Here is a 21,546-nt window from a genome sequence, read left to right as displayed (position 1 = left end):
TATAGACCAATCATATGAAGTATTAGTATATAAGTACTGGCTGTAGTTTTTTTTATAGTGTAATACAGTATTAATAGTACAAAATATTAAATCCTTAAATTCAGCAATTGAGAGAGTTTGGTATTGTGTTCAATAGAAAAATGTTTAATATACTACAAAAATTTTGACTCATTAGCATAAGATAAATAATGCATTTTTGTGATACTAGAAAATGTCATATTAATATAAGCAGCGAAGGCATTTATGAATTAATAAGATGCATTGATGGTAGCTGTAATTAAATAAGGAAGTTGATATAATTTAGATAATGTACTAGGAAGCTCATAACATAATTAAGTAAATTGTAAATATATTTTGTTCTGTAGTAGTGAGGTTGTTAATTTGAGATATGGGTATAGATTTAGATATAATATGAGCATTATATACTAAATCAATTAATTAGCTTGAAAGGAGAACAACAAATTTTGGCGATTATAGGTAACAAATCTTTGTGTAATTGGTAGCAAGTATTTTTTATATAGATTTAGTAATTATAAAATTGTGGTAGGTAGATTATCTAATATTAGTAATCTAAAAATTATTAGAGGTTATTCTTGAGTGATTATAGATATGTATTATTAGTGATCTGATAATTAGCCTGAAAGGGAAACAACAAATTTTGGTGATTATAATTCACAAGCCCTGATGTAATTAGTAGAAAGTGTCTTATAGTGAGTATAGATATTAATGGTTATAAAATCATACTTAAATTACCCAATGTAATGATTGTAAGAAATTGTAGAATACTATTATTACATAATGATATACATACATTATAGGTAATCTAGGTCATAATTATGTAGCAGTAGGTATGATGTTTGTTTTTGCTAATTGTATTATTTCTTAGCATGTGTAAGATAGATGTGAGAATTATTGATTATTTGTATTATTTTTATATGGGTAGTTAGTGTGTTGTATGGTAGGTTATGTATATTGTGCTGTTAGTATTGTATTTTGTTATAAATTTTCAAAAAGTGTGCTTGGTAGTGAAATATAATGTTGTATAAAAATATTAATGAATTTGAAAAAGTTATAGATAGAACAAAAAGAATTATGTGTCTAGATTTTGGGGAGAGAAAAATCGGGGTTGCTTTAAGTGATAAGACAAATTTGATAGCAATACCGCACAGTGTATATGTTAGAAGAAATACTAGGAAAGATTTGGGTAGTTTATATAGTGTATTTATCGAAAATAATGCAGGATCAATAGTTATTGGATTCCCAATTGATTTGTCAGGTATAGATAATGAGTTATGCACTAAAGTAATATTATTTGCGGATCGTATAATTAAGAAGTATGCAATTAATATTTATTTGCATGATGAAAGGTATAGTACTGCAATGGCTACTAGAATAGCAAAGTTGGCTAATATTAAGAGAAAAGAATCTCAGAAAATAGATGATAAGATTGCTGCAGTGTTAATTTTACAACAGGTATTAGACATAGTAAAGATTTCTCAGATGTAGAAATATGGTCATTTATTTTGAGATTATGTGTGGATATACAAGGTCTTATAGAAAATTTAATATTATTGATACTCAGTAAATGTATAATAATCTTATATAAAAGAGTTAGTGTTCTGTAACAAGTTACTATTGAAGTATCCATAAAATTAGCTGTTAGATTAGAGAAATTTATAACTCAGTGTAAGAGATAATTTTATTTATATTTATGGTTAAGTTGTATACTGTGTATTATTTATGTCTGTAGCATTGGTTATGCTTGTAATATTAATGTGTTTATCATAACATTTTTATATTATAATTAGAATGTAACAAATGTTATACTGCAATTAATTTATCTAAGTGTATTTACTCTTGAGTGCTGTCCTGTACTAATTAATATAACTGTAATTCTTATATCGTGATTATAGTAATTGGTATATTTTGTTCGTGTAGCTAATGTGATATTTTTTTTTTTAAGTTATATTAGCATTTGTGGAATTACATTGTGGTAATTTTTGTTATGTGATGTTAATTTTACATGTGTGTTATATATGTTAGAATATCATGTATTGTATTAAGTTATTTATGATCATTTTTTGTAGGTATTTATTTTAAGATTGTAGACTTAATTGTGTGATTGACATATATGTTTTAACAATGTTGATAGGTATGTGTATGTTTAAGTTGCTTTGTTAAGCAATGTGTATTTGTGTGTTATTTACTTGGTATATTTTGTAGTCTTTTATTTGTATAATATTGTCTTATATAATAGGCAATTGTTAGATTTTATATGTATCTTTTGTTTGTTATTTTTTTTGTAAATTTGTCCTGTATTGCTGCTATCATGAATAAAATTCTCTTATATTTGTTTATTTGTTAAATTTTGTATAGTGAGTTGTATATTCTCAATGGAATAAATTTTGTGTTGATGATACTGACATGTTGAATCATTACATATTTTAGTATGTGTTATATATTTATCATAATAAAATATAGCAGCATATATTTAAAAATTTGCTGTCTTCTTGGTTAGTTGTTATGTGTAGTGTATGGGTGATCACGTTCAGGTTTTTATTGAGCTAATGTTATTTTGTTATTCTTGCAACTGTATATGCTTAATTTTGAATCTAGATTAAAAGGCGTCCTATATTAATGTTTTCTGTATTGGAGATAATGGTTTTATGTACTGGTGTATATGTAGAAGGTACAGAAGGGAATTGATCACTGATAGTAAAAGAGCATTTTATAAATAGAATATGTGGATTATTTTTAAATACACTGTTAGATTATGATGTTTATTATAGTATGTTAGTACTGAAAAGGAGTATGTGTTGTTGAAATACTACTTATAACGAATTTGATCCTAAAAACTTATTATTGATAATAATCATAGCGTTTCTTTCTGGCCCTGTAGAGATCAAATGTACTGGTACTTTTAAAATTTCTTCAATTTTTTTTATATAAGATATTGCATTTTTAGGAAGATCCTCATATGTTACACTACCAAATGTATTTTCTTGCCATCCAGGTACTGTTTCATAAATTGGTTCTAAGTTATTTTGTACGTCAGATGATGCTGGGAGGTAATCGTATATTGTATTACCACACCTGTATTGAGTACATATTTTTATTTCACTAAACTGATCTAACACATCAAGCTTGGTTAAAACTAGACCTGACACTCCAGATAATATGATTGCTTGCCTTGCTAGTACTGCATCAAACCATCCACATCTTCTTTGTCTATTGCTTACTGTTCCTATTTCATTACCTATCTCAAACATAGATGTACCTATTTCATTATTTTGTTCAGTAAAGAACGGGCCATTTCCTACTCTTGTTGTATATGCTTTGATGACTCCTAGGACACAGGAATTGTTTGAAGGATTAACGCCACATCCTACGAAAGCTTGTGGTGCTATAGTGTTACTTGATGTTACAAAAGGATATGTTCCATGATCAATGTCTAAAAACGTACCTTGTGCGCCTTCAAAAATTATCACTTTATTTTTTTGTGTTAAGTCGTATATAATTTTCCATACTGGTTGAACAAACGGTAATATTTTAGGTGCTACTTCTAAAAGTTCGTTTACTAGTGTGCTTGTTGTTACTGTTGCAATATTAAAGTTTTCTCTTAATAAGTTGTGATAATTCAAAAGATGATTAACCTTGTTATATAGTGTGTCTTTGTTATCAAATAAATCACATACTCTAATAGCTCTTCTGCTAATTTTATCTGCATAGCATGGGCCAATCCCTTTATTTGTGGTACCTATAGTATTTTGTCTTAACTGTTCGAATAATGTGTCTGCTTCTTTGTGAATACTAAGTACTAAAGGACAAGATTCTGATATTATCAGATTCTGAGTATTAATGTTAATCCCGTTAATTCTGAGATTCTCAATTTCAGATATTAAAGCACAAGGGTCTAGGACAACTCCATTACCTATTATTGATAACTTATTGTTATGTAGAATAGATGATGGTAATAAATTTAGCTTATAAGTTTTATCTTGTATTACTATGGTATGACCTGCGTTATTACCTCCTTGAAATCTAACTACAGCATCTGCCTGATTGGATAGCCAATCTACAACTTTTCCTTTACCTTCATCGCCCCATTGTAATCCTACAACTACTATATTTGCCATAGCTTTTCTGTATAAATCCCCAGTCACACTAGCAAAATAAAGAAATTGTGTCAAATGATTTAGTATTTAAAGACTATTGTTTTATGTATCTATACTCTTGAGTTACTATGGGAAAATTATCTATGGTTAATACATTGGCGTTATATATAGAAAAAAAATAATATAATAATAGCAAGTCAGTCATTCTAGGATACTAAGTCTATATTGTTGTTAAATCGCTGTAATATTTTTTATATAATATTATTAAGGTATTTTGTAAGAATAGGGTAAAACATATTTTGGATTTTATGGGTACTAAAATAGAGAATGTACTATGTAGTAATTCCACTAATCAATCTTCTGTTATAGTAGTTATAATTCACTTATTTATTCTAATACTTGTAAATGTATGATCTTGTGGTATTTAGGAATAAACAGAATATTTAGATTTTTAAAACTACTTTTGACTGTTAATCCATGCTTGGGTATAGCATAGTGTTTGTTATGTTGATTAATGGTTCTATTTGGATAAATGGGATAAAATTGTTTATATAGTATTGGTTTCGATAATCTTTTTATCTGCAAATATGCTAACTAATGTTAGATTAGCTACTAGTGAAATAAATAATATATGTTGTTGTATCAATTAATAGGGTTTTTTCAGTTATCCTATTAAATATTTGCTCTAATGTTAAAATGTTAATAAGAGACAAATTTGTTTTCTTATAGCATATTTTAACTGGATGATTTTTGAGGTTGGAAAAAGTGTTGTATGGTTAGAAGTATTAATTGAATTATCCTGTTAAGTATTTGCTCTAATGTTAATAAGAGACAATTTGTTTTCTTGTAGCATGGTTTAACTGGTAATTTTTGAGGTTGGAAAAAGTATTGTATGGTTAGAAGTATTAATTGAATTATCCTGTTAAGTATTTGTTCTAATATTAATAAGAGACAATTTTTTTTCTTGTAGCATGGTTTAACTGGTAATTTTTGAGATTGGAAAAAGTGTTGTATGGTTAGAAGTATTAATTGAATTAGCCTGTTAAGTATTTGCTCTAATGTTAATAAGAGACAATTTGTTTTCTTATAGCATATTTTAACTGGGTGATTTTTGAGGTTGGAAAAAGTGTGATATGGTTAGAAGTATTCATTGAATTGTCCTGTTAAGTATTTGCTATAGTATTAATAGAATATACTATTTTGTTACTAATGAGTATGTTGTGTGTATTGTACTAAATAATTGTGACTTTAATGAGTATTCTATAATATATAGTGTTAATGAAATTAATTTACTTAAAATATATTACGTATATTAAACTGAATGGTGATGAATACAGAGGAAATATTATTCTATAATAATATGTAAAAATGAAATGGTATTTTATTATTTTTATTTAAAAATGTCATATTTGTTTAAATTAATAACTAATGGGATAAAAAATACATTATGTACTGAAATTTTTATTGTAGTACTAATCAGAGTAGTAATTTGTTACTAAGATATGTAGCCTGTAATATTTTGAGATTTTATTAATGTTCTAAATGTGTATTCTAGAAATATGGTGGATCATTTAAATACCTTATTTTATATTTAATACATTATTGTGTGCTAAGTTTAAGTATGATATGTCACGTACGTGGATTGCCATACTGATGGCTATAATAATAGTAAAATTACCTATAGGACAGAAAGGAACACCCCTCTACAATGGAATACTCCTATTTGTAGAGGGATGTATCACTAAATCTTAGTTTAGTGGTTGCTTGTTTTGTTTTTGAGTATTGATATTACCAGTATCTTTTACTTTTGTATTTGCTGTACTTTCTTGTTCTTGATTACTTATGGCATGAGCTTCTTCATTAAAAGGTGTAGCTGTAGCAGACTCTTTGTCATTACTTGTAGATGCATTGTGATTTACAAGTGTGATAACTACTCTGCGGTTTTTAGCATGTGCATCTTCAGCTTCTTTTGGGTTATTAGAATATACCAAAATTGCTGGTTCAGACTTTCCTTTTGACCTAACGGTAATTCTACTTTCTAGAGATTTATCACAACTTATGATGAAATCTTTTACAGCATTTGCTCTCTCTTCTCCTAATGCTAAATTGTACTCATCTGTACCTCTAGCATCAGTGTGTCCAACAATAATAATGTCAGCTGTAGGATCATTTTGTGCTTTTTGTACTAACTTTTCAAGTAGTACTTTATCTGAATCTTTTATTATTGCTTTGTCGAGATCGAAGTATACTTTGTCAATAGCTTTTATATTGGAAAATAGGTTGTGAGCATTGACTAATGGGACGTGTTTACTGTTAAAATGGCAACCACTTAGGGTTAGGCATAATAATATCAAATTTATAACTATTAACTGATATCGCATAGGGCCTCAACTGTTATTGAAACAAAATTAATCATGATCATTGCGTAAAATTGCTTTAAGTCAAGAGAAAAATGAAAGTATCTTTAAACAGAGTTATCCTTGTAAAAAGTTATTTAGCCTATAGTGCTGTGTTATATGTAATACGATATATATAAAGTCTTAAGTATGATCATGAAGTTTTATGATGATTCTAAAAATTTAATGGGCTTGTCTTATGAAAGATAAAGTGAGATATTTTGAATATTTATGATAACAAAGAAAAAAGCACTTAATTTCTGATAATTTTTATATATAATAGATAGCTTATTTTTACTAATTAGGTGTAAATTGTATAGTAAGTTTGTTGCTGTATAAGGAGTATTGGTAGGTAAAATAGTATTAAGTAAAATCATTAGATGAGTTCTTATTTTTTTAGGACTGGTATTATTCATTCGATTAATAGATCTCAGTAGCTTCTATAAAATAATCAAGAATTTTGGAGTATTATGCTAATCAAAGTGGGGTTGTGTATATTTTATGTAATTATATCATTCTATTATTCAGTGGAAATCTGTAGTGATTTTGGATATTAGATGACTTTTATTGTTAATATATCTTTTGATGTGATATAATCTAGGTACTTGATATGTGCTTAGTATATTTTTTAGAAAGGTCTTACATGTCTATTGATATTATTTAATTAATTTTTTATTGATCTAGAGTGAATTTAACCCATGGTGTATTATAGATATGAAATATTATAAATTTTTAGAAGAAGTTTTTGAGAAGGTAGGACATATTAATTCTGTTATTAATGTTTTAAAGACAAGTAAAAGTAGTGTTGATGAGAAAATAGAGCATATTTGTACACTTGAGGAAATTAGGCATGAGATGATAACTAGTGATATGGTTAACGAAATGATACAATATTCTCTTGCCAATAAAGCAAAACTAAATGAATGGGAACTTGCTAATTTGAATCATATAGAAATGATATATAAAAATAGTAATATGGTTCCTTTGGAATTGATTGTAGAACTTTTTAAAGCACGAATAAAATGTCAGAATTGTTGGTTGTCTTTTCATCAGGGTGATGTTTCAATACAAGATGTAATAAGTTTATTATCTGAAGTTATAAGATTAGTAAGTGAAATTACAGTTATTAAAGCTGAGAATTTGAAAATTTCTAAATATGATGTGATCTTAGGAGCACAGGATTGCAAATTAAATACCAAGAAAATAGATGGTATATTTACTGAGATTGGAGCTTTTTTTCGTCAGTTTATGACTGAAGTGAGTAACAAGCAAAAACAGGTTAAAATTTATTATCCAAAAGATATTGATGAAAATAAACAGGTTAATTTAGGGTATGATTGTTTGTCATATTTTGGTATTACACATGATAATGTAAATATTGATTGTCAAAAATTTGAGAGTAATAAATATTTACTTAGAGAAAATGTTGGTTTTTCTATTAATTATGATAAGAATAATTATAAAGTTGGTTTGAAATCTTTATTAAAAAGAGTAGGTTATACTTTGTGTATCTTAAACCTACCTGTTAAATGGTATAATCAGCCTATATGTTGGAATATGAGTAGTATCATACCTGGGGTTTTAAGCTTTCTGATATCAGAACATTTAATGATGAGTAAAGAATTTATAAGTTTTATTGCTCCTAAGTTAAAAAAACAGTTTTCTCTTAGGGGAAGAGTAGGATACTATGAGAATGTTCAGTCTTATTTTAATCAAGTTCAACCAAGTTTGTTTATGCACAAGTCTGATGAGGTAACTTTGTTAGCTCATATTATGTTACGGTATACTCTAGAAAAGGAAATGATAAATGATACATTGCAAGTGCAGGATTTACCAGATGCCTGGATTCAAGGTATGAAACATTATTTCAATATTACACCAGATAATGATTTTGAGGGGTTCTTGCAAGACGATTGTTGGGTAAATGGGATATTTGGACATGTCCCGTGTAGTATAATATCTCTTGTTATTGCATCACAGATGTTCAGTATGATGCAGAAGGATCAACCTCAGATTTTGTTAGAAGTAGAAAAAGGTGATTTTTCATTATTTCTTTCTTGGGTAAATAAAAATATATGTCATTATGGTGCTAAATATAATAGTACAGATTTTTTAAAGAAAATTAGTGGACAAAAACTAAATGTTAGTTTTTATAAGAATTACTTAGTAGATAAATATTTAAAAGTATAATAATTGCAAGATGTGTTATTACATTTATGTATGGGTTATTTGAAAATTGATAGGATAAGCATATGAGTCAAAAGTATAACAATATGGTTGCCATGGCTAATGCTGTAAGAGTACTTTCAATAGATGCTATACAAAAAGCTGCTTCTGGACATCCAGGTATGCCTCTTGGTATGGCAGATGTAGGGACTATGCTATTTGCTAAGTTTCTGAAATTTAATCCTAAGGATCCTGATTGGTTTGATAGGGATAGATTTGTTCTCTCAAATGGACATGGTTCAATGTTATTGTATTCTATATTGTATTTTTTTGGATGTTTAGATATAGAGGAAATAAAAAAGTTTAGACAAATACATTCTTTAACTCCTGGTCATCCAGAGTATGGGTGTACTCCTGGAGTTGATGCTACAACTGGTCCGCTAGGTCAAGGATTAGCTTCTGCTGTAGGTATGGCAATAGCAGAAAAGGTGTTGTCTGAAAGATTTGGAACTGATATTGTATCTCATAATACTTATGTTATGGTTGGAGATGGATGTCTTATGGAGGGGATTAGCCATGAAGCTGCATCTTTAGCTGGGCATTTACAGTTAGGAAAGTTGATAGTATTATTTGATAATAATAATATTTCTATTGATGGTCCTGTATCATTATCTATTTCTGATGATGTTAAAGCTAGGTTTTTGTCTTATGGATGGGATGTTTGTGAGATAGATGGGCATGATTTTGATCAGATTGAGTCGTCAATTGCGAATGCTAAAAATTCCAGTAAGCCGTCTTTAATTTGTTGTAGAACTATTATTGGGAAAACTATTCCTTTAAAAGAAAGTACTTGTGATGTGCATAGTTGGCCAGTTAGTTCAGAGGATATTGCTTTAATGAAGCAAGGGTTAGGATGGAGTTATAAACCATTTGAAATACCAGAAGAGATATTGCAATTATGGAGAGATGTTGCTCATAAATCGGAAGAAGAATATAAATTATGGGTGGAGCGTGTTGAACAATATAGTAAAGTATCACAAGATTTTGTTGATGTAATGTCTGATGGTGTATCTGATGCTGTATTTTCAAGTTTAGCTGCTTTAAAAGAGGAATTATCTACTTTAAATTTAAATGAGGCAACACGTAAATCTTCCGGTAGAATATTGGAAGTGATCATGAACAATACTAGTAAGTTAATAGGTGGTTCTGCTGATCTTAGTGTTTCTAATAACACTAAACCGAAAGCTGCATCAGTAATTAATAAGGATAGTTTTTCTGGTTCTTATTTACATTATGGGGTAAGGGAACATGCTATGGCAGCATGTATGAATGGTATGGCATTACATAAGGGAATAATTCCATATGGTGGTACATTTTTAATTTTTTCTGATTATTGTAGGCCGGCTATAAGGTTATCTGCATTAATGAGAAAGCAAGTTATTTATATTATGACACATGATTCAATTGGGGTTGGAGAAGATGGTCCGACTCATCAGCCTGTTGAACATTTATCTTCCTTAAGGTTAATTCCTAATTTATATGTTTTTAGGCCAGCTGATGCTATAGAAGTATTAGAATGTTGGGAGATAGCTTTAAAATTAACAGATGCTCCATCTGTTCTTATATTGTCTAGGCAAAATGTTGGATGTGTTCGTAATACTTATATTGCAGATAATATGTCTAGTAAAGGTGCATATATTATTCGTGAATATAAGAATGATTTGGATGTGACAATTTTTGCCACTGGATCTGAGATTGAAATTGCATTAAGAGCAAGTGATATTTTAATAAGTAAAGGGTTAGGTGTTAGAGTAATTTCTGTGCCTTGTTGGGAATTATTTTATAAACAAGATAAGAAATATATTATGGATTTATTAAATAATAAAAGTATAAAGGCAGCTGTAGAGGCTGCTAGTTCATTTGGTTGGTATAAATATATAGGAGAAGATGGAATTTTTGTAGGCTTAGAAGATTTTGGTATGTCAGCTCCATTTAAGGATTTATATAAATATTTTAAGATTACTCCGGAAAACCTGGTGGATAAAATATTAAATAAGCTGCGAATTAACAATGATTATAAAAGTAATATTACTGTAGAATAACTGTTACAAGTTTTATTGTAATTAATGATAAGATAATAGTTATATCAAAATGAAGCTAGTTTTGTATAGTTAGTATTGTTTTTTACATATTCCTTATAGGGAACATTTTTATAGGGCTTATTGTTAAGTTCATTAAAGCGTAAACCTCTGTCAAGGTCGTTATCATTTCGCCACAAAGATCATAGTATATTACAAGAAGAAGAGGAAGAACTTCGTGGTGCATCAGGTAGAGCAGATCCTACAAAACCTACCAAAGGTAAGTTTGCCATACCACAAGTTTCAATAACAAAACTGACATCTCCTAAAAAGAAGAGTTATGGTACGGGTCAACCACAAAAACCTCAATTTCATGGTATAACTAATCTGAGCTATGATGAAGGTGCATCAGGTAGAGCAGATCCTACAAAATCTGGCACACCATCTACGATTTTGTATAATTTTTTTTGTTATGTGCTGAATTTGTATAGTTTATATTATTTTTTACTATTAGATTTTAGATGAAGCAAGTCAATATTACTTATTCTTGTCTCATATGTTTTAGTAAAAATTTTTTTGGGTTATAAGTTTGCACTTGCTTATTTTATTTCCTATATTGTTATAGAATTACTACCTCTTGATTATATTGTCACTTTAATCTTAAATGTGTGCTATCAAATTTCTTAAATTTATACTATTTTTGTCACAAAAATTTTTTTCATCAAGAATGTATAGTATGTATATGTTTTTCATATTTGTTTAAAAGTTACAGTTGTTGGTTTATACCATTAAATTCAGTTTTTAGTCAAAAAGTATTATATCTTTTTTATTCTTATCGGATTTATAGTAATTGTGTGTATTTCATATTAGTACTGTGTTATCTCAAGTAATTGCGTATTTTATTAAGTTTGTTATTTTGTAGAGTGATGCAAAACATAGTGAGTTTCATATAGGATGATGTGTAATTAATACTGAGAGCTTTGATATAACAATGGTATTTGATAATTCTGATGAGAATTTTAACTTTTTGTCATTTTAATTTACATAAAGCCATAATATTAACTTTAAAATAAGTTTTATGTATATATTTATAATGCCTTTAGACTTTTTGAAAAAGCTTAATTTTGATATATATCACTATAAGGTGAAAGTTTCACAATACTAAAATTGAGTGGGTTGTTTGTATTATAAAATAAGCCTACTATTCTTAGGCTAACTTAGTTGAAAGACTTAAAATGATCTTATATGCTAAATGTTACAAGATGCTAGAAAATATGAACCAAAAAATCAAATGCACTACAATAGATTCTTATTAATTAATAATAGATCAATCGTAGTGCAAATGATGTTAACACCTTCTTGACGATTGTGGGGAACCATGCATGCTGGTTTCTTCTAGTAGTGAGTCATGAACAAGTGTTTTGTAACCTGTTATTACAATGTTAGTTGATGGTATTGTATTACCATAGCCCAGATTAGATATACCATGAAGTTGAGATTCTTGTGGTTGACCCGTACCATAACTCTTCTTTTTAGGAGATGTCAGTTTTGTTATTGAAACTTGTGGTATGACAAACTTACCTTTGATAGGTTTTGTAGGATCTGCACCACCTGATGCCCCACGAAGTTCTTCGTCTTCTTCCTCTTCTTCTTGTAATATACGACGATCTTTGTGGCGAAGTGATAATGATCTTAACAGAGATTGAGACTTTATAGATGGTTTGATAGGTTTTGTAGGATCTGTGCCACCTGATGCACCTTCATCATAGCCCAGATTAGATATACCATGAAGTTGAGATTCTTGTGGTTGACCCGTACCATAACTCTTCTTTTTAGGAGATGTCAGTTTTGTTATTGAAACTTGTGGTATGACAAACTTACCTTTGATAGGTTTTGTAGGATCTGCACCACCTGATGCCCCACGAAGTTCTTCGTCTTCTTCCTCTTCTTCTTGTAATATACGACGATCTTTGTGGCGAAGTGATAATGATCTTAACAGAGATTGAGACTTTATAGATGGTTTGATAGGTTTTGTAGGATCTGTGCCACCTGATGCACCATGGGGTTCTTCTTCTTGTAATGGATCATAACCTTTATGTGAGAATAGGTACTGGCTTGTAGAAGCAGCTGTTCTAGGACGTGTTTTTGTTTTTTTATCAAGAGTATCTAATTGTGACTCTAATCCCAAAAGTTGTTCCATTAAGGGTGATAAATCAAGGTGTTTGTCTTCAAGTGATGGTTTATATGATGTAAACTTAATACATACATTTGAACTTTTATGTCTGTTTTTGAAATCCTCGTCAGATTTAAGTAATTTTTGTAGAGCATCACTTAATTTTATAACACCAAATTGATGCTCATTATCTAGTCCTGATTTAGTCATAAGTGTTGTTGCGGTACTAATACTTGTTGTATCTTTTATTATACCTTGTTGATGAACATGTTTTTTGATTTTTTTCATAGCCATGGTAGGTGTACTTGGAGTGGATGATATTGGGTGTATTGTTGGTTTAGCTTATACCTCTGTAAATTTAGCATATGTTAAGCTTGCATAATGCCGCAAAAAACATTCTTCATTAACATATCCTCTAGGATTTCTATGAAATATGTTTGGAGAACTTAATGGTGTACATCCAACAATCTTCCCACATTGATTAATATTATATACAGTTTTACTTTTTGTAGGGTCTGTACCATTAACTTCTCCTGATGGAAAGTAGCCATTATTTTTCAAAAAGGTATTAACGTTTTCTAACTGATTATCCTGTGATAGTAGATATATACCTACTACCAATTTATCTTGAGGTAAGATAAAGTTGCTTACTGTATTCCTGAATAACTGATTTATTCCGGGATTATTTTTAATTTGATTGGTAGTTAAAAGGGCTGTTACATAAAATAAGGAGGTGCTTTTTGGAGTGTATAAATCATAAGTTTTATCTTTATTGATTGCAATATTAAGAATTCCCCTATTATCTGTATTCCCCATACAATAGCAGGATTTTATATGTATTATATCTAAACTGCTTAACTCATTTAGAACTTGTTCATGTAGAGATTGAGTAACTTTTTGGCCATTTTTTAGTAACATAACTTTTTCATTAAATAACACACACTGTATTCTATATTATTTATATAATTTATATTTGCAACTAATTTTTTAATTGTTTGTTATGATATACAACTATTTAGTGAAAGTATGTGTGTAGTTTTAATATGGGAATGACTATAGTATAGTAATTTATGTCTACAATATACAAGTTGGTATGATATACAGGATATTAAATATTTTTATTAATCAACTAGGCATTTAATAGAGATGATAATTATATGTTTTTAGTATAATATATTGAGTGGGAAATAGTATTTGAGCTTGATATTGCAAAAATAGGAGCAAATATATGTTTTGTGCGAAAACATGAAGTGTATATCTCTTATTTATAATGAGAACATGCATGATATAAAGTTATTAAATATAACAGCTATTATATTTATAAAGTTTGCTATATAAATTGTTTTGCTTTGGAAAAAACTTGGTATGTAAATTAAAGTAATGTTCAAAAAGAGCTTGTTCTAATTTTAATAAAGTGTTGAGTGAGCTATTAATGTTGTAAGCTATGATAATGTGCTTTATTCTGTTAATCAAAAGGTGTGTGTTTTTGTGTTTCTATAATATGTTTCAACTATTATATTAACCTTTTCTTGTATCATGCTGTATTTATTATATGTATGCTATTACTACAAGCATAATCTATTGGAAATAGAATATTATATCAATCTGAAAATTGTTAAGTCTAACTAGGTGTTCTGAATAATATGTGATGATTCAAAATATTTAATGAGAAATTATGTGGTTTTATATTAATTATATTATTGGCTAAGGTAGTTTTGTTTATGTTTTTGGATGTATTCAATAAGTGTTGTATATATTAATTATAGATTTTTAATCATAAGGTTTTATCAAGTACAAAAGTTATTAGTTTGTAGAAGTGCTTATGAATGTATATGAAAAATTGGAGTTATTATTATGATCATTATAATCATTTGGTAATTTATAAACTTTTTTGTTTTTAATTACTACGAGAGATCTGATATATGAAATTTACTAAGTGGCTCACAATAGGTTATTGTAGTAGTTATATAAAAACAATTACTATAAAAAATAAATGTCTAGTATAGCAATAAATTTAATTATAACAAACTTTTATCGACTGGGTATAATTTAACTTATATGTTTGTATTATATGAGTGGTATATACTAGTTTTATAGGACCTGCTAGATTAAAGATATTAGTATTTATTTACTTTTAATAGTGAAGTATTTACTTATGATGTTGATGACTATGACCTGTATTAGTATGCTCCTCAGTAAATACATCATCCTCAATTTCACTATCTGGGTATATAGGGTCTGTTGGTAAAGTGTCAACTGCATAACACTTGCGTACTGAGTCGTATTTTATTTTGTAATTACCTGTGTAATCTACAGAAAAGTACCTTGTGTTTTGTGCTATAATATTTTCTTTTGTTGTAATTTTTTTCTTTACCGCACTTTTTTTACGGTATTCTATGTTATCTACTGTCTTTTCTTCTGTAGGTTCTTTACTATTTACTGGATCTTTTGTTCTAGACCCTATTGCACCTACTTTATCTTTTGTAGTAAATTCTATTTTACTTATTATGCCTTTTTTAGTAGGTTCTATTTTAATTGCTGAATCTTTTTTTTGAAGCTTTATATCACCTACTACACATTCTTCAGTAAATTCTATGTCATATGCTGGTCCTTCTTGAGGGGTCAGGGGTGGAATATGAAAAACAGCATCTTCTAAGCCCCCTAGAGTACTTAATGCTTTAAATTCGTTAAATGGTATCTGTGAATCTAATGGAACACCGTATATAAATCTTGGTCTACATAAAGCAAAGGTTCCCATTTTGCCAATGTAAAAAATGGGTAAAATGTCTGCAGCTCGTTTGCTAAAGAAAGGTTGCATGATATTGCAAAATTTACTTCTTTCCTCTGCTGGTACAACAAAGTATGCATCTATTTTTAAGGACATTTGCATTGCTGTAGGAAGAACTGAAATATATCCTATAGAATTGAACAATTCTAATGACAACATTTTTAGAGGCTGATTTTTAGGATAATTCAGCATATAAGTAGGTATAGTACATTCCATACGGAATAGAGATGTACCTATTGGGTCACATAAATTAGTTGTTCTGTTATCTGGGTTTATCCAAATCTCTAGGTCTCTGCCATTTATTGTATTTCCTATACATTGGCAACTTTTTACATATATTCTGTCTATTCTGTCTAGATTACGTGTAACACTTCTATGTATGGATTCTGTACGCTGGGCACGGTTTCTAAATATCATGGTTTTATTGAAATTAAGCACACTATTGGTTTAATGCTATTTATATTTTATTAAATGTCAATATTTATTAAATTTTGTATACCATATATTAATATTCAATCAAGAATTGTACATTTATTAATATTTATTGAGAACCTAACATATGAGCCTTTAAACTATCCAGTGCTGCTTTACGATCCTGGATCATATTATGAATTAATCCACCACTTCTATTACCTAACATTTTGCCAGCAGCATATCCACCTAAATATTTCATTGCACTCAATGGAGAGAATCCTAAATGAGCCCCTATGAAAGCACGAGCGTAATTTAACTGCTTAAAGCTTGAACTGTATCTCCTATACACCATATAAATTGTGTATATAAATGTTCAGCAAAAATATTATATATTGATTATTGTTATTATAGTGGATAAATATAGCTCATTAATATTTAGGGCTGTAGTGTATTAAATTGATATAGTTAATAATCTCAGGAGGTTTTTTGTATTTTAATTAGAACTTGTTTTGTCTAATGATATTATAAGTATATATTAAAAATATAGCCAGGTTTTTCTATGTATAACTATGTATAATAAATAATTTGTTTGATTTTTTTATCGATAAAGATTTAATCTAACGTTTACTTATATGTGAAATTTGTGAAAATGTTTTAGATTACTTATTAGTAATTAATATGTTTTTTACTTAATTAAGTGGAATTGGATATGCATGGTATTCATTAAAAGTACAAAGTAATAGAAAGGATTAGTTTTATTCATAATTTTTTATGATTAGTGTATATACGGCTCTAAGTAATCTTATAATATAACATATTTGACATTTCTTTAGGTATTGTTGAAATTTTTATACAAGATGGCATACTCTTGGTAGATTGTGAAGATTTGAGTTTGTGTCAGATTATAGTATGTATAATTTACTAGTTATACTTTTTTGAGCGTATTTGAACGTATATTTATGTACATTATTATACTGATAACATAATAACTTAATTATACAATGTATAATTAAGCTGATAATACGTATGTATAAGGCATTTTTATTTAGAATATCAGTTAAATATCTGCTGATCAATACTTATACTTAGGTTAGTTATGTATTAAAATACATGTAATTAAGCTTATAAATAAAGCATTTTTTAGAGGATATTACAGAAAATATAGAATTAAATGTTTTAGAAATATGCTGAAATAAATTGTGAATAGTTGTTGTATGATAATATGTAATGCTTAAATTATGTTGTGCATTATCTTTTTATTATTCTTGATATATAAGCACGTGTTATGAATGAGTTTAGTCTTCTGTTGTAATAAATTTTATTATAATGACTTAATTGGTATAAAGAATAAAAAAAGTAATTTTGATTTTTCTATAATTTTATTATGATTGGTATAGAAATTTTATATTAAAAACTATAGTTACTCTAATTTAATTATTTATGTCTTATTAATATTGATATATATAATGGTCTTATCATAGTTGTTGTGAATTTCAATGTTAGTAGTTGTAGGATTTGTTTTATTATTTTGTATGGGAATGATGTTAATCTATGTTGCTTCTGGTAAGACAATATATGATAAAATACTAGCTGCCAATTTGTTTGGAACATATTCTGTAGTTTTGATTGTAGTGATTGGAGCTATAAATGGTTCCTTGTCATTTATAGATGTATCTTTAGTGTATGCTTGTATTAATTTTATTTCTACTATTGCTTTTATGAAATTTTTCATTTATGGGTCTTTTGGAGATACAAAAAAATGATAGGATATTTAAGTGTAATAATTTTGGGAATAGGTGTGTTTTTAATTATTACTTCTGTTGTAGGTGTAATGAAATTTCCTAGTTTTTATACAAAATTACATCCTGCCGGTATTACTGACTCTTTAGGAGCAGCATTGATTTTAATTGGAGTGGCTTTACGTTGTGAATTATCTATGTTTACAATTAAGATATTATTACTAATCTGTTTTTTATGGATTACTAGTACTACTGCTTCTTATGCATTAGTACGTGCTGCTTATCATAATAGAAAAACAGGTGAAAATGATGATGAGTAATATTACTTTTGTTATTAATATTGTGTTATCTTTGTTTTTGTTGACAATAACTTTTTCTCTAGTTTTTTTTAAAAACCTGACTATTAACATAGTCATGATGAGTATATTTAGCTTTTTGATGGCATTATTGTACTTAGTAATGGATGCTCCAGATGTTGCAATTACAGAAGCAGCTGTAGGTAGTGGTATAAGTACGGTACTTATGTTAGCAGCATTGTCATTGCTTAAGATGGATGAAGGAAAAAGGTATAGTAATATTAAGGTGTTTCCTATGTTGATTGCTATGCTAATGTTTCTGAGTCTATTATATGCAATACCTGATTTGCCACTTTTTGGGGATGCTAAATCTTTTGCTAATAATCATCTTGCCCGTTATTATATTGAGAATACTCCTTATTATATGGGGATTCCTAATGTCGTTACTGCAATTTTGGCCAGTTTTCGTGGTTATGATACCTTTGGTGAAACAATAGTAATATTTACAGCTGCATTAGGTGTGTCTTTGTTACTTACTCGAGGTGATAATGCTTAAAGATCCAGTTTTACGTACAATAACTATTCTTATGGTGCCGATAATAGTATTGTATGGTTTATATGTTCAATTTCATGGTGATTATAGTCCAGGTGGAGGGTTTCAAGCTGGGGTGATTGTTGCTGCTGCGATTATCATGTACAGTATGATGTTTGGGGTAAGTACCACATTGAAGGCAATTTCACCTTATATTGTAAGATTAATGAGTGGAATTGGTGTGTTGATATATGGAATGACTGGCATTATATCAATGTTTTTTGGTGGTAATTTTTTGTCTTATTCTGTCTTGACTGATAATCCGGTTGTTGGTCAGGAATTAGGAATATTTCTTGTAGAGTTTGGTGTAGGTATTACTGTATGTAGTTCTATGTTGACTCTTTATTTTAGTTTCGTGTCTTGGTGCGGGGAATGAATATCTATAAGTTGATATGTTAATCTATTTTAGGTATTTGTAGTACTCTATATGTATATGTTGGTTTGTAATGTGATTTTAATATATGATTTTTAGTTACTTTAATTATGTTATATCTATAATGTTGATGGTTATAGGTTTGTATATTACTATTGCGAATAAAAATCTTGTAAGGAAACTAATAGGATTAAATATATTTCAGACTTCTGTTTTATTATTTTATATTTCTATAGGTTATGTTTATGATGCTGTTCCACCAATACTAACTGATAAAGCAGTGTTGTATACTAATCCGTTGCCTAGTGTGTTGATGTTGACGGCAATTGTTGTCGGGGTTGCAATTTTAGCAGTTGGTGTATCGATAATTGTTAAGATTAATAAAGAATTTTCTTCTATAAGTGATAAGAAGATTAGGGATTAACTAACAGTTATATGTTACTTAGATAATATATTTTTTATGTTGAAACGATAAGAAAATAATAAAGTGTTTTTATCTTTAAAATCTTATCTATACTGTTATAATTAGCTACTGTAGTTTCAGTAAGTTTTAGGTGTAAATTTAGTGTCAAATTATAATAAAAGGATATTAATTGATGGGGTATACCAGGATGAAATTAGAGTAGCAGTATTACGTGATGGTCAGGTTGTAGAGTTTGATCAAGAATCAAAAAGTAAGAAATGTTTAAAAGGTAATGTATATTGTGCTATAGTAAAGCGTATAGAGCCATCTTTGCAGGCAGTATTTATTGAATATGGGACAAATAAGCATGGGTTTTTACCTTTTTCTGAGGTATCTTTAGACTATTATAATATTCCTGAGGAAGAAAAGGAAACTTTGTATCAGGTTTTATATAAAGATACTGATACAAAAAGTGAAAATGGAAAACCTACAGATGCCATAGGTATATCTGAAGATGAAAACGAAAATATTATTGAGCCTGAAGACAAGTTGGCATTATTAAAGAAGGAGAACTCGAAAAATAATTATAATAAGCCTAAATTACCTTTTTATAAGTTATATAAAGTACAAGATGTAATAAAGTTGGACCAAAAAATAATGGTTCAAATTATAAAGGAAGAGCGTGGAAATAAAGGGGCTACTTTTTCAACATTTATTACTTTAGTTGGTAGATATTGTATATTCATGCCTAATTCTGGTAATAAAAATAGTGGAATATCACGTCGTATAGATGATGCTGAAGATAGAAGGACATTAAAAAATTTTTTAAATTCTATTAAATTACCTAAAAAATCTGGGTTAATTATTAGAACTGCTGGATCTAATAAAACTCCGAAGGAAATAGAACAAGATTTATCTTATTTACAGTCAATTTGGCGAAGTATACAAAATAGTTATGTAAGTGTTACTGTGCCTTCGTTACTGTATATTGAGTGGGATATAATAAAAAGAACGTTACGTGATTATTGTGATGAAAATACACAAGATATTATTGTGTCAGGTAATCATGCATATGAATTGGCTAAAGAATGTATTAAATTTATGTTTAGGAATAGGGTACGCCTTAGAATTTATAAAGGTAGTGTTCCTATTTTTTCATATTATAAAATTGATGCTCAGATTTGTGAGCTGTATAGCAATATAGTAAGTCTCCCTTCTGGTGGGTACATGGTTATCACTCCTACAGAGGCTTTGGTATCAATAGATGTTAATTCTGGTAAAATGACAGGGGAAGATAGTATTGAAGAGACAGCTTATAAGACAAATATGGAAGCTGTTAAAGAGATTGCTAGACAAGTTAATTTGCGTGGTTTATCTGGGTTAATAGTAATAGATTTTATTGATATGTTAAAATATAGGTATTGTAGATCAGTGGAATCTGAAATAAAAGAGGCTTTTAAATATGATAAAGCACAAGTTCAATTTGGGTATATAAGTACATTTGGATTGATGGAAATATCAAGACAGAGGGTAAAGCAAAGTATATTAGAAGCAAATACAGTACCATGTTCGCATTGTAAAGGAGTTGGTAAGGTACGTTCTTTAGAATCATCTTCTGGTGATATATTACGAAATATTAAATATTGTGCTAATAAGAATCGTAATAAGTTAATCAGTGTTTCTGTAGCTGGACAAATGGTAGAATATTTTTTTAATAATAAACGTCAGCATATTGCTGAAATTGAAGCAGAATTTAGCGTATCAATAAAGTTAACTGTAAGTCAGAACTCTGGTAGTGCATCTGATTTTAGTATTAGTGTTGAAAATGATGATATAATAAGCCAGAATGAGGATCTAGTAAATGTTTTTACTGTAGACTATAAAACTTCTAAGGCTGATGACTTGAAAGAAGAGATTCAAAAATCTACTAATGGTATATGGATAAAGAGATGGTTGAACCGTATATTTTCACATATCTAACATAATTTGTATGAACTTATGTTAAATAGGGTT

The 21,546-nt window shown here is 28.6% G+C and carries 17 protein-coding genes; 11 read left to right on the top strand and 6 right to left on the bottom strand.

Annotation, left to right across the window (positions count from 1 at the left end):
- Positions 1–1,035 precede the first annotated feature (1,035 nt).
- Positions 1,036–1,506: a Holliday junction resolvase RuvX gene (gene ruvX / locus EDL80_RS03140; protein WP_158406733.1), complete on the top strand. Its 471-nt coding sequence runs from the start codon at positions 1,036–1,038 to the stop codon at positions 1,504–1,506.
- A 1,325-nt stretch (positions 1,507–2,831) separates the two neighbouring features.
- Here ruvX and EDL80_RS03135 read toward each other — a convergent pair.
- Positions 2,832–4,136, bottom strand: coding sequence for an adenylosuccinate synthase (locus tag EDL80_RS03135; protein WP_158406732.1), 1,305 nt, complete (start codon positions 4,134–4,136; stop codon positions 2,832–2,834).
- Positions 4,137–5,741: 1,605 nt separating this feature from the next.
- Here EDL80_RS03135 and EDL80_RS05125 point away from each other — a divergent pair.
- The gene (locus EDL80_RS05125) at positions 5,742–5,867 is read left to right on the top strand and encodes a hypothetical protein (RefSeq protein WP_269144130.1); all 126 of its coding nucleotides are present in this window, start codon (positions 5,742–5,744) and stop codon (positions 5,865–5,867) included.
- On the opposite strand, the gene EDL80_RS03130 is transcribed toward EDL80_RS05125, so the two are convergent.
- Positions 5,864–6,496 carry an OmpA family protein gene (locus EDL80_RS03130; protein WP_158406731.1) on the bottom strand — a complete coding sequence of 211 codons (633 nt, stop codon included), beginning with the start codon at positions 6,494–6,496 and terminating at the stop codon, positions 5,864–5,866. The two genes, EDL80_RS05125 and EDL80_RS03130, sit on opposite strands and share 4 nt — an antisense overlap.
- Positions 6,497–7,225: 729 nt before the next feature.
- Between EDL80_RS03130 and EDL80_RS03125 the strand changes: the two genes are divergently transcribed.
- The 3 genes from EDL80_RS03125 to EDL80_RS03115 all read left to right on the top strand — a co-directional run bounded on the left by EDL80_RS03125 (position 7,226) and on the right by EDL80_RS03115 (position 11,280).
- Complete coding sequence (locus tag EDL80_RS03125) at positions 7,226–8,701, top strand: carboxypeptidase (protein WP_158406730.1); 1,476 nt, start codon at positions 7,226–7,228, stop codon at positions 8,699–8,701.
- Positions 8,702–8,763: 62 nt separating this feature from the next.
- Entirely contained in the window at positions 8,764–10,779 is a 2,016-nt protein-coding gene (gene tkt, locus EDL80_RS03120; RefSeq protein WP_158406729.1) for a transketolase, read from the top strand.
- Between the two features lie 120 nt (positions 10,780–10,899).
- Positions 10,900–11,280: a hypothetical protein gene (locus EDL80_RS03115; RefSeq protein ID WP_158406728.1), complete on the top strand. Its 381-nt coding sequence runs from the start codon at positions 10,900–10,902 to the stop codon at positions 11,278–11,280.
- Between the two features lie 823 nt (positions 11,281–12,103).
- Here the strand turns inward: EDL80_RS03115 and EDL80_RS03110 are convergent.
- From EDL80_RS03110 to EDL80_RS03095, 4 genes are all read right to left on the bottom strand, one after another.
- Positions 12,104–13,222, bottom strand: a complete 1,119-nt coding sequence (locus EDL80_RS03110) for a hypothetical protein (protein ID WP_158406727.1) — start codon at positions 13,220–13,222, stop codon at positions 12,104–12,106.
- Positions 13,223–13,270: 48 nt separating this feature from the next.
- Positions 13,271–13,846 (bottom strand): DUF3023 domain-containing protein, encoded by a 576-nt coding sequence (locus tag EDL80_RS03105; RefSeq protein WP_158406726.1) that lies wholly within the window; start codon positions 13,844–13,846, stop codon positions 13,271–13,273.
- A 1,231-nt stretch (positions 13,847–15,077) separates the two neighbouring features.
- On the bottom strand, positions 15,078–16,133 hold the full coding sequence (locus EDL80_RS03100) for a DUF3023 domain-containing protein (protein WP_158406725.1): 1,056 nt from the start codon (positions 16,131–16,133) through the stop codon (positions 15,078–15,080).
- A gap of 124 nt (positions 16,134–16,257) precedes the next feature.
- Positions 16,258–16,482 carry a hypothetical protein gene (locus EDL80_RS03095; protein WP_158406724.1) on the bottom strand — a complete coding sequence of 75 codons (225 nt, stop codon included), beginning with the start codon at positions 16,480–16,482 and terminating at the stop codon, positions 16,258–16,260.
- A 1,144-nt stretch (positions 16,483–17,626) separates the two neighbouring features.
- Here EDL80_RS03095 and EDL80_RS03090 point away from each other — a divergent pair.
- The 6 genes from EDL80_RS03090 to EDL80_RS03065 all read left to right on the top strand — a co-directional run bounded on the left by EDL80_RS03090 (position 17,627) and on the right by EDL80_RS03065 (position 21,513).
- Entirely contained in the window at positions 17,627–17,893 is a 267-nt protein-coding gene (locus EDL80_RS03090) for a monovalent cation/H+ antiporter complex subunit F (protein ID WP_158406723.1), read from the top strand.
- Positions 17,890–18,189 (top strand): monovalent cation/H(+) antiporter subunit G, encoded by a 300-nt coding sequence (gene mnhG, locus EDL80_RS03085; RefSeq protein ID WP_158406722.1) that lies wholly within the window; start codon positions 17,890–17,892, stop codon positions 18,187–18,189. The genes EDL80_RS03090 and mnhG overlap by 4 nt, the downstream gene beginning before the upstream one ends.
- Positions 18,179–18,721, top strand: coding sequence for a DUF4040 domain-containing protein (locus EDL80_RS03080; RefSeq protein WP_410521730.1), 543 nt, complete (start codon positions 18,179–18,181; stop codon positions 18,719–18,721). Before mnhG ends, EDL80_RS03080 begins: the two co-directional genes overlap by 11 nt.
- Entirely contained in the window at positions 18,714–19,133 is a 420-nt protein-coding gene (locus tag EDL80_RS03075) for a Na(+)/H(+) antiporter subunit B (protein ID WP_196492732.1), read from the top strand. Before EDL80_RS03080 ends, EDL80_RS03075 begins: the two co-directional genes overlap by 8 nt.
- Before the next feature lie 85 nt (positions 19,134–19,218).
- On the top strand, positions 19,219–19,554 hold the full coding sequence (locus EDL80_RS03070) for a cation:proton antiporter subunit C (protein ID WP_158406719.1): 336 nt from the start codon (positions 19,219–19,221) through the stop codon (positions 19,552–19,554).
- Positions 19,555–19,695: 141 nt separating this feature from the next.
- Positions 19,696–21,513, top strand: a complete 1,818-nt coding sequence (locus EDL80_RS03065) for a ribonuclease E/G (protein WP_158406718.1) — start codon at positions 19,696–19,698, stop codon at positions 21,511–21,513.
- The last annotated feature ends 33 nt before the right edge of the window (positions 21,514–21,546 follow it).

It is taken from the genome of Ehrlichia ruminantium, from assembly GCF_009728835.1.
Classification (GTDB): domain Bacteria; phylum Pseudomonadota; class Alphaproteobacteria; order Rickettsiales; family Anaplasmataceae; genus Ehrlichia; species Ehrlichia ruminantium_B.
The sequence above is the reverse complement of the archived record's forward strand: the minus strand, read 5'-3'. Positions and strand labels throughout refer to the sequence as shown.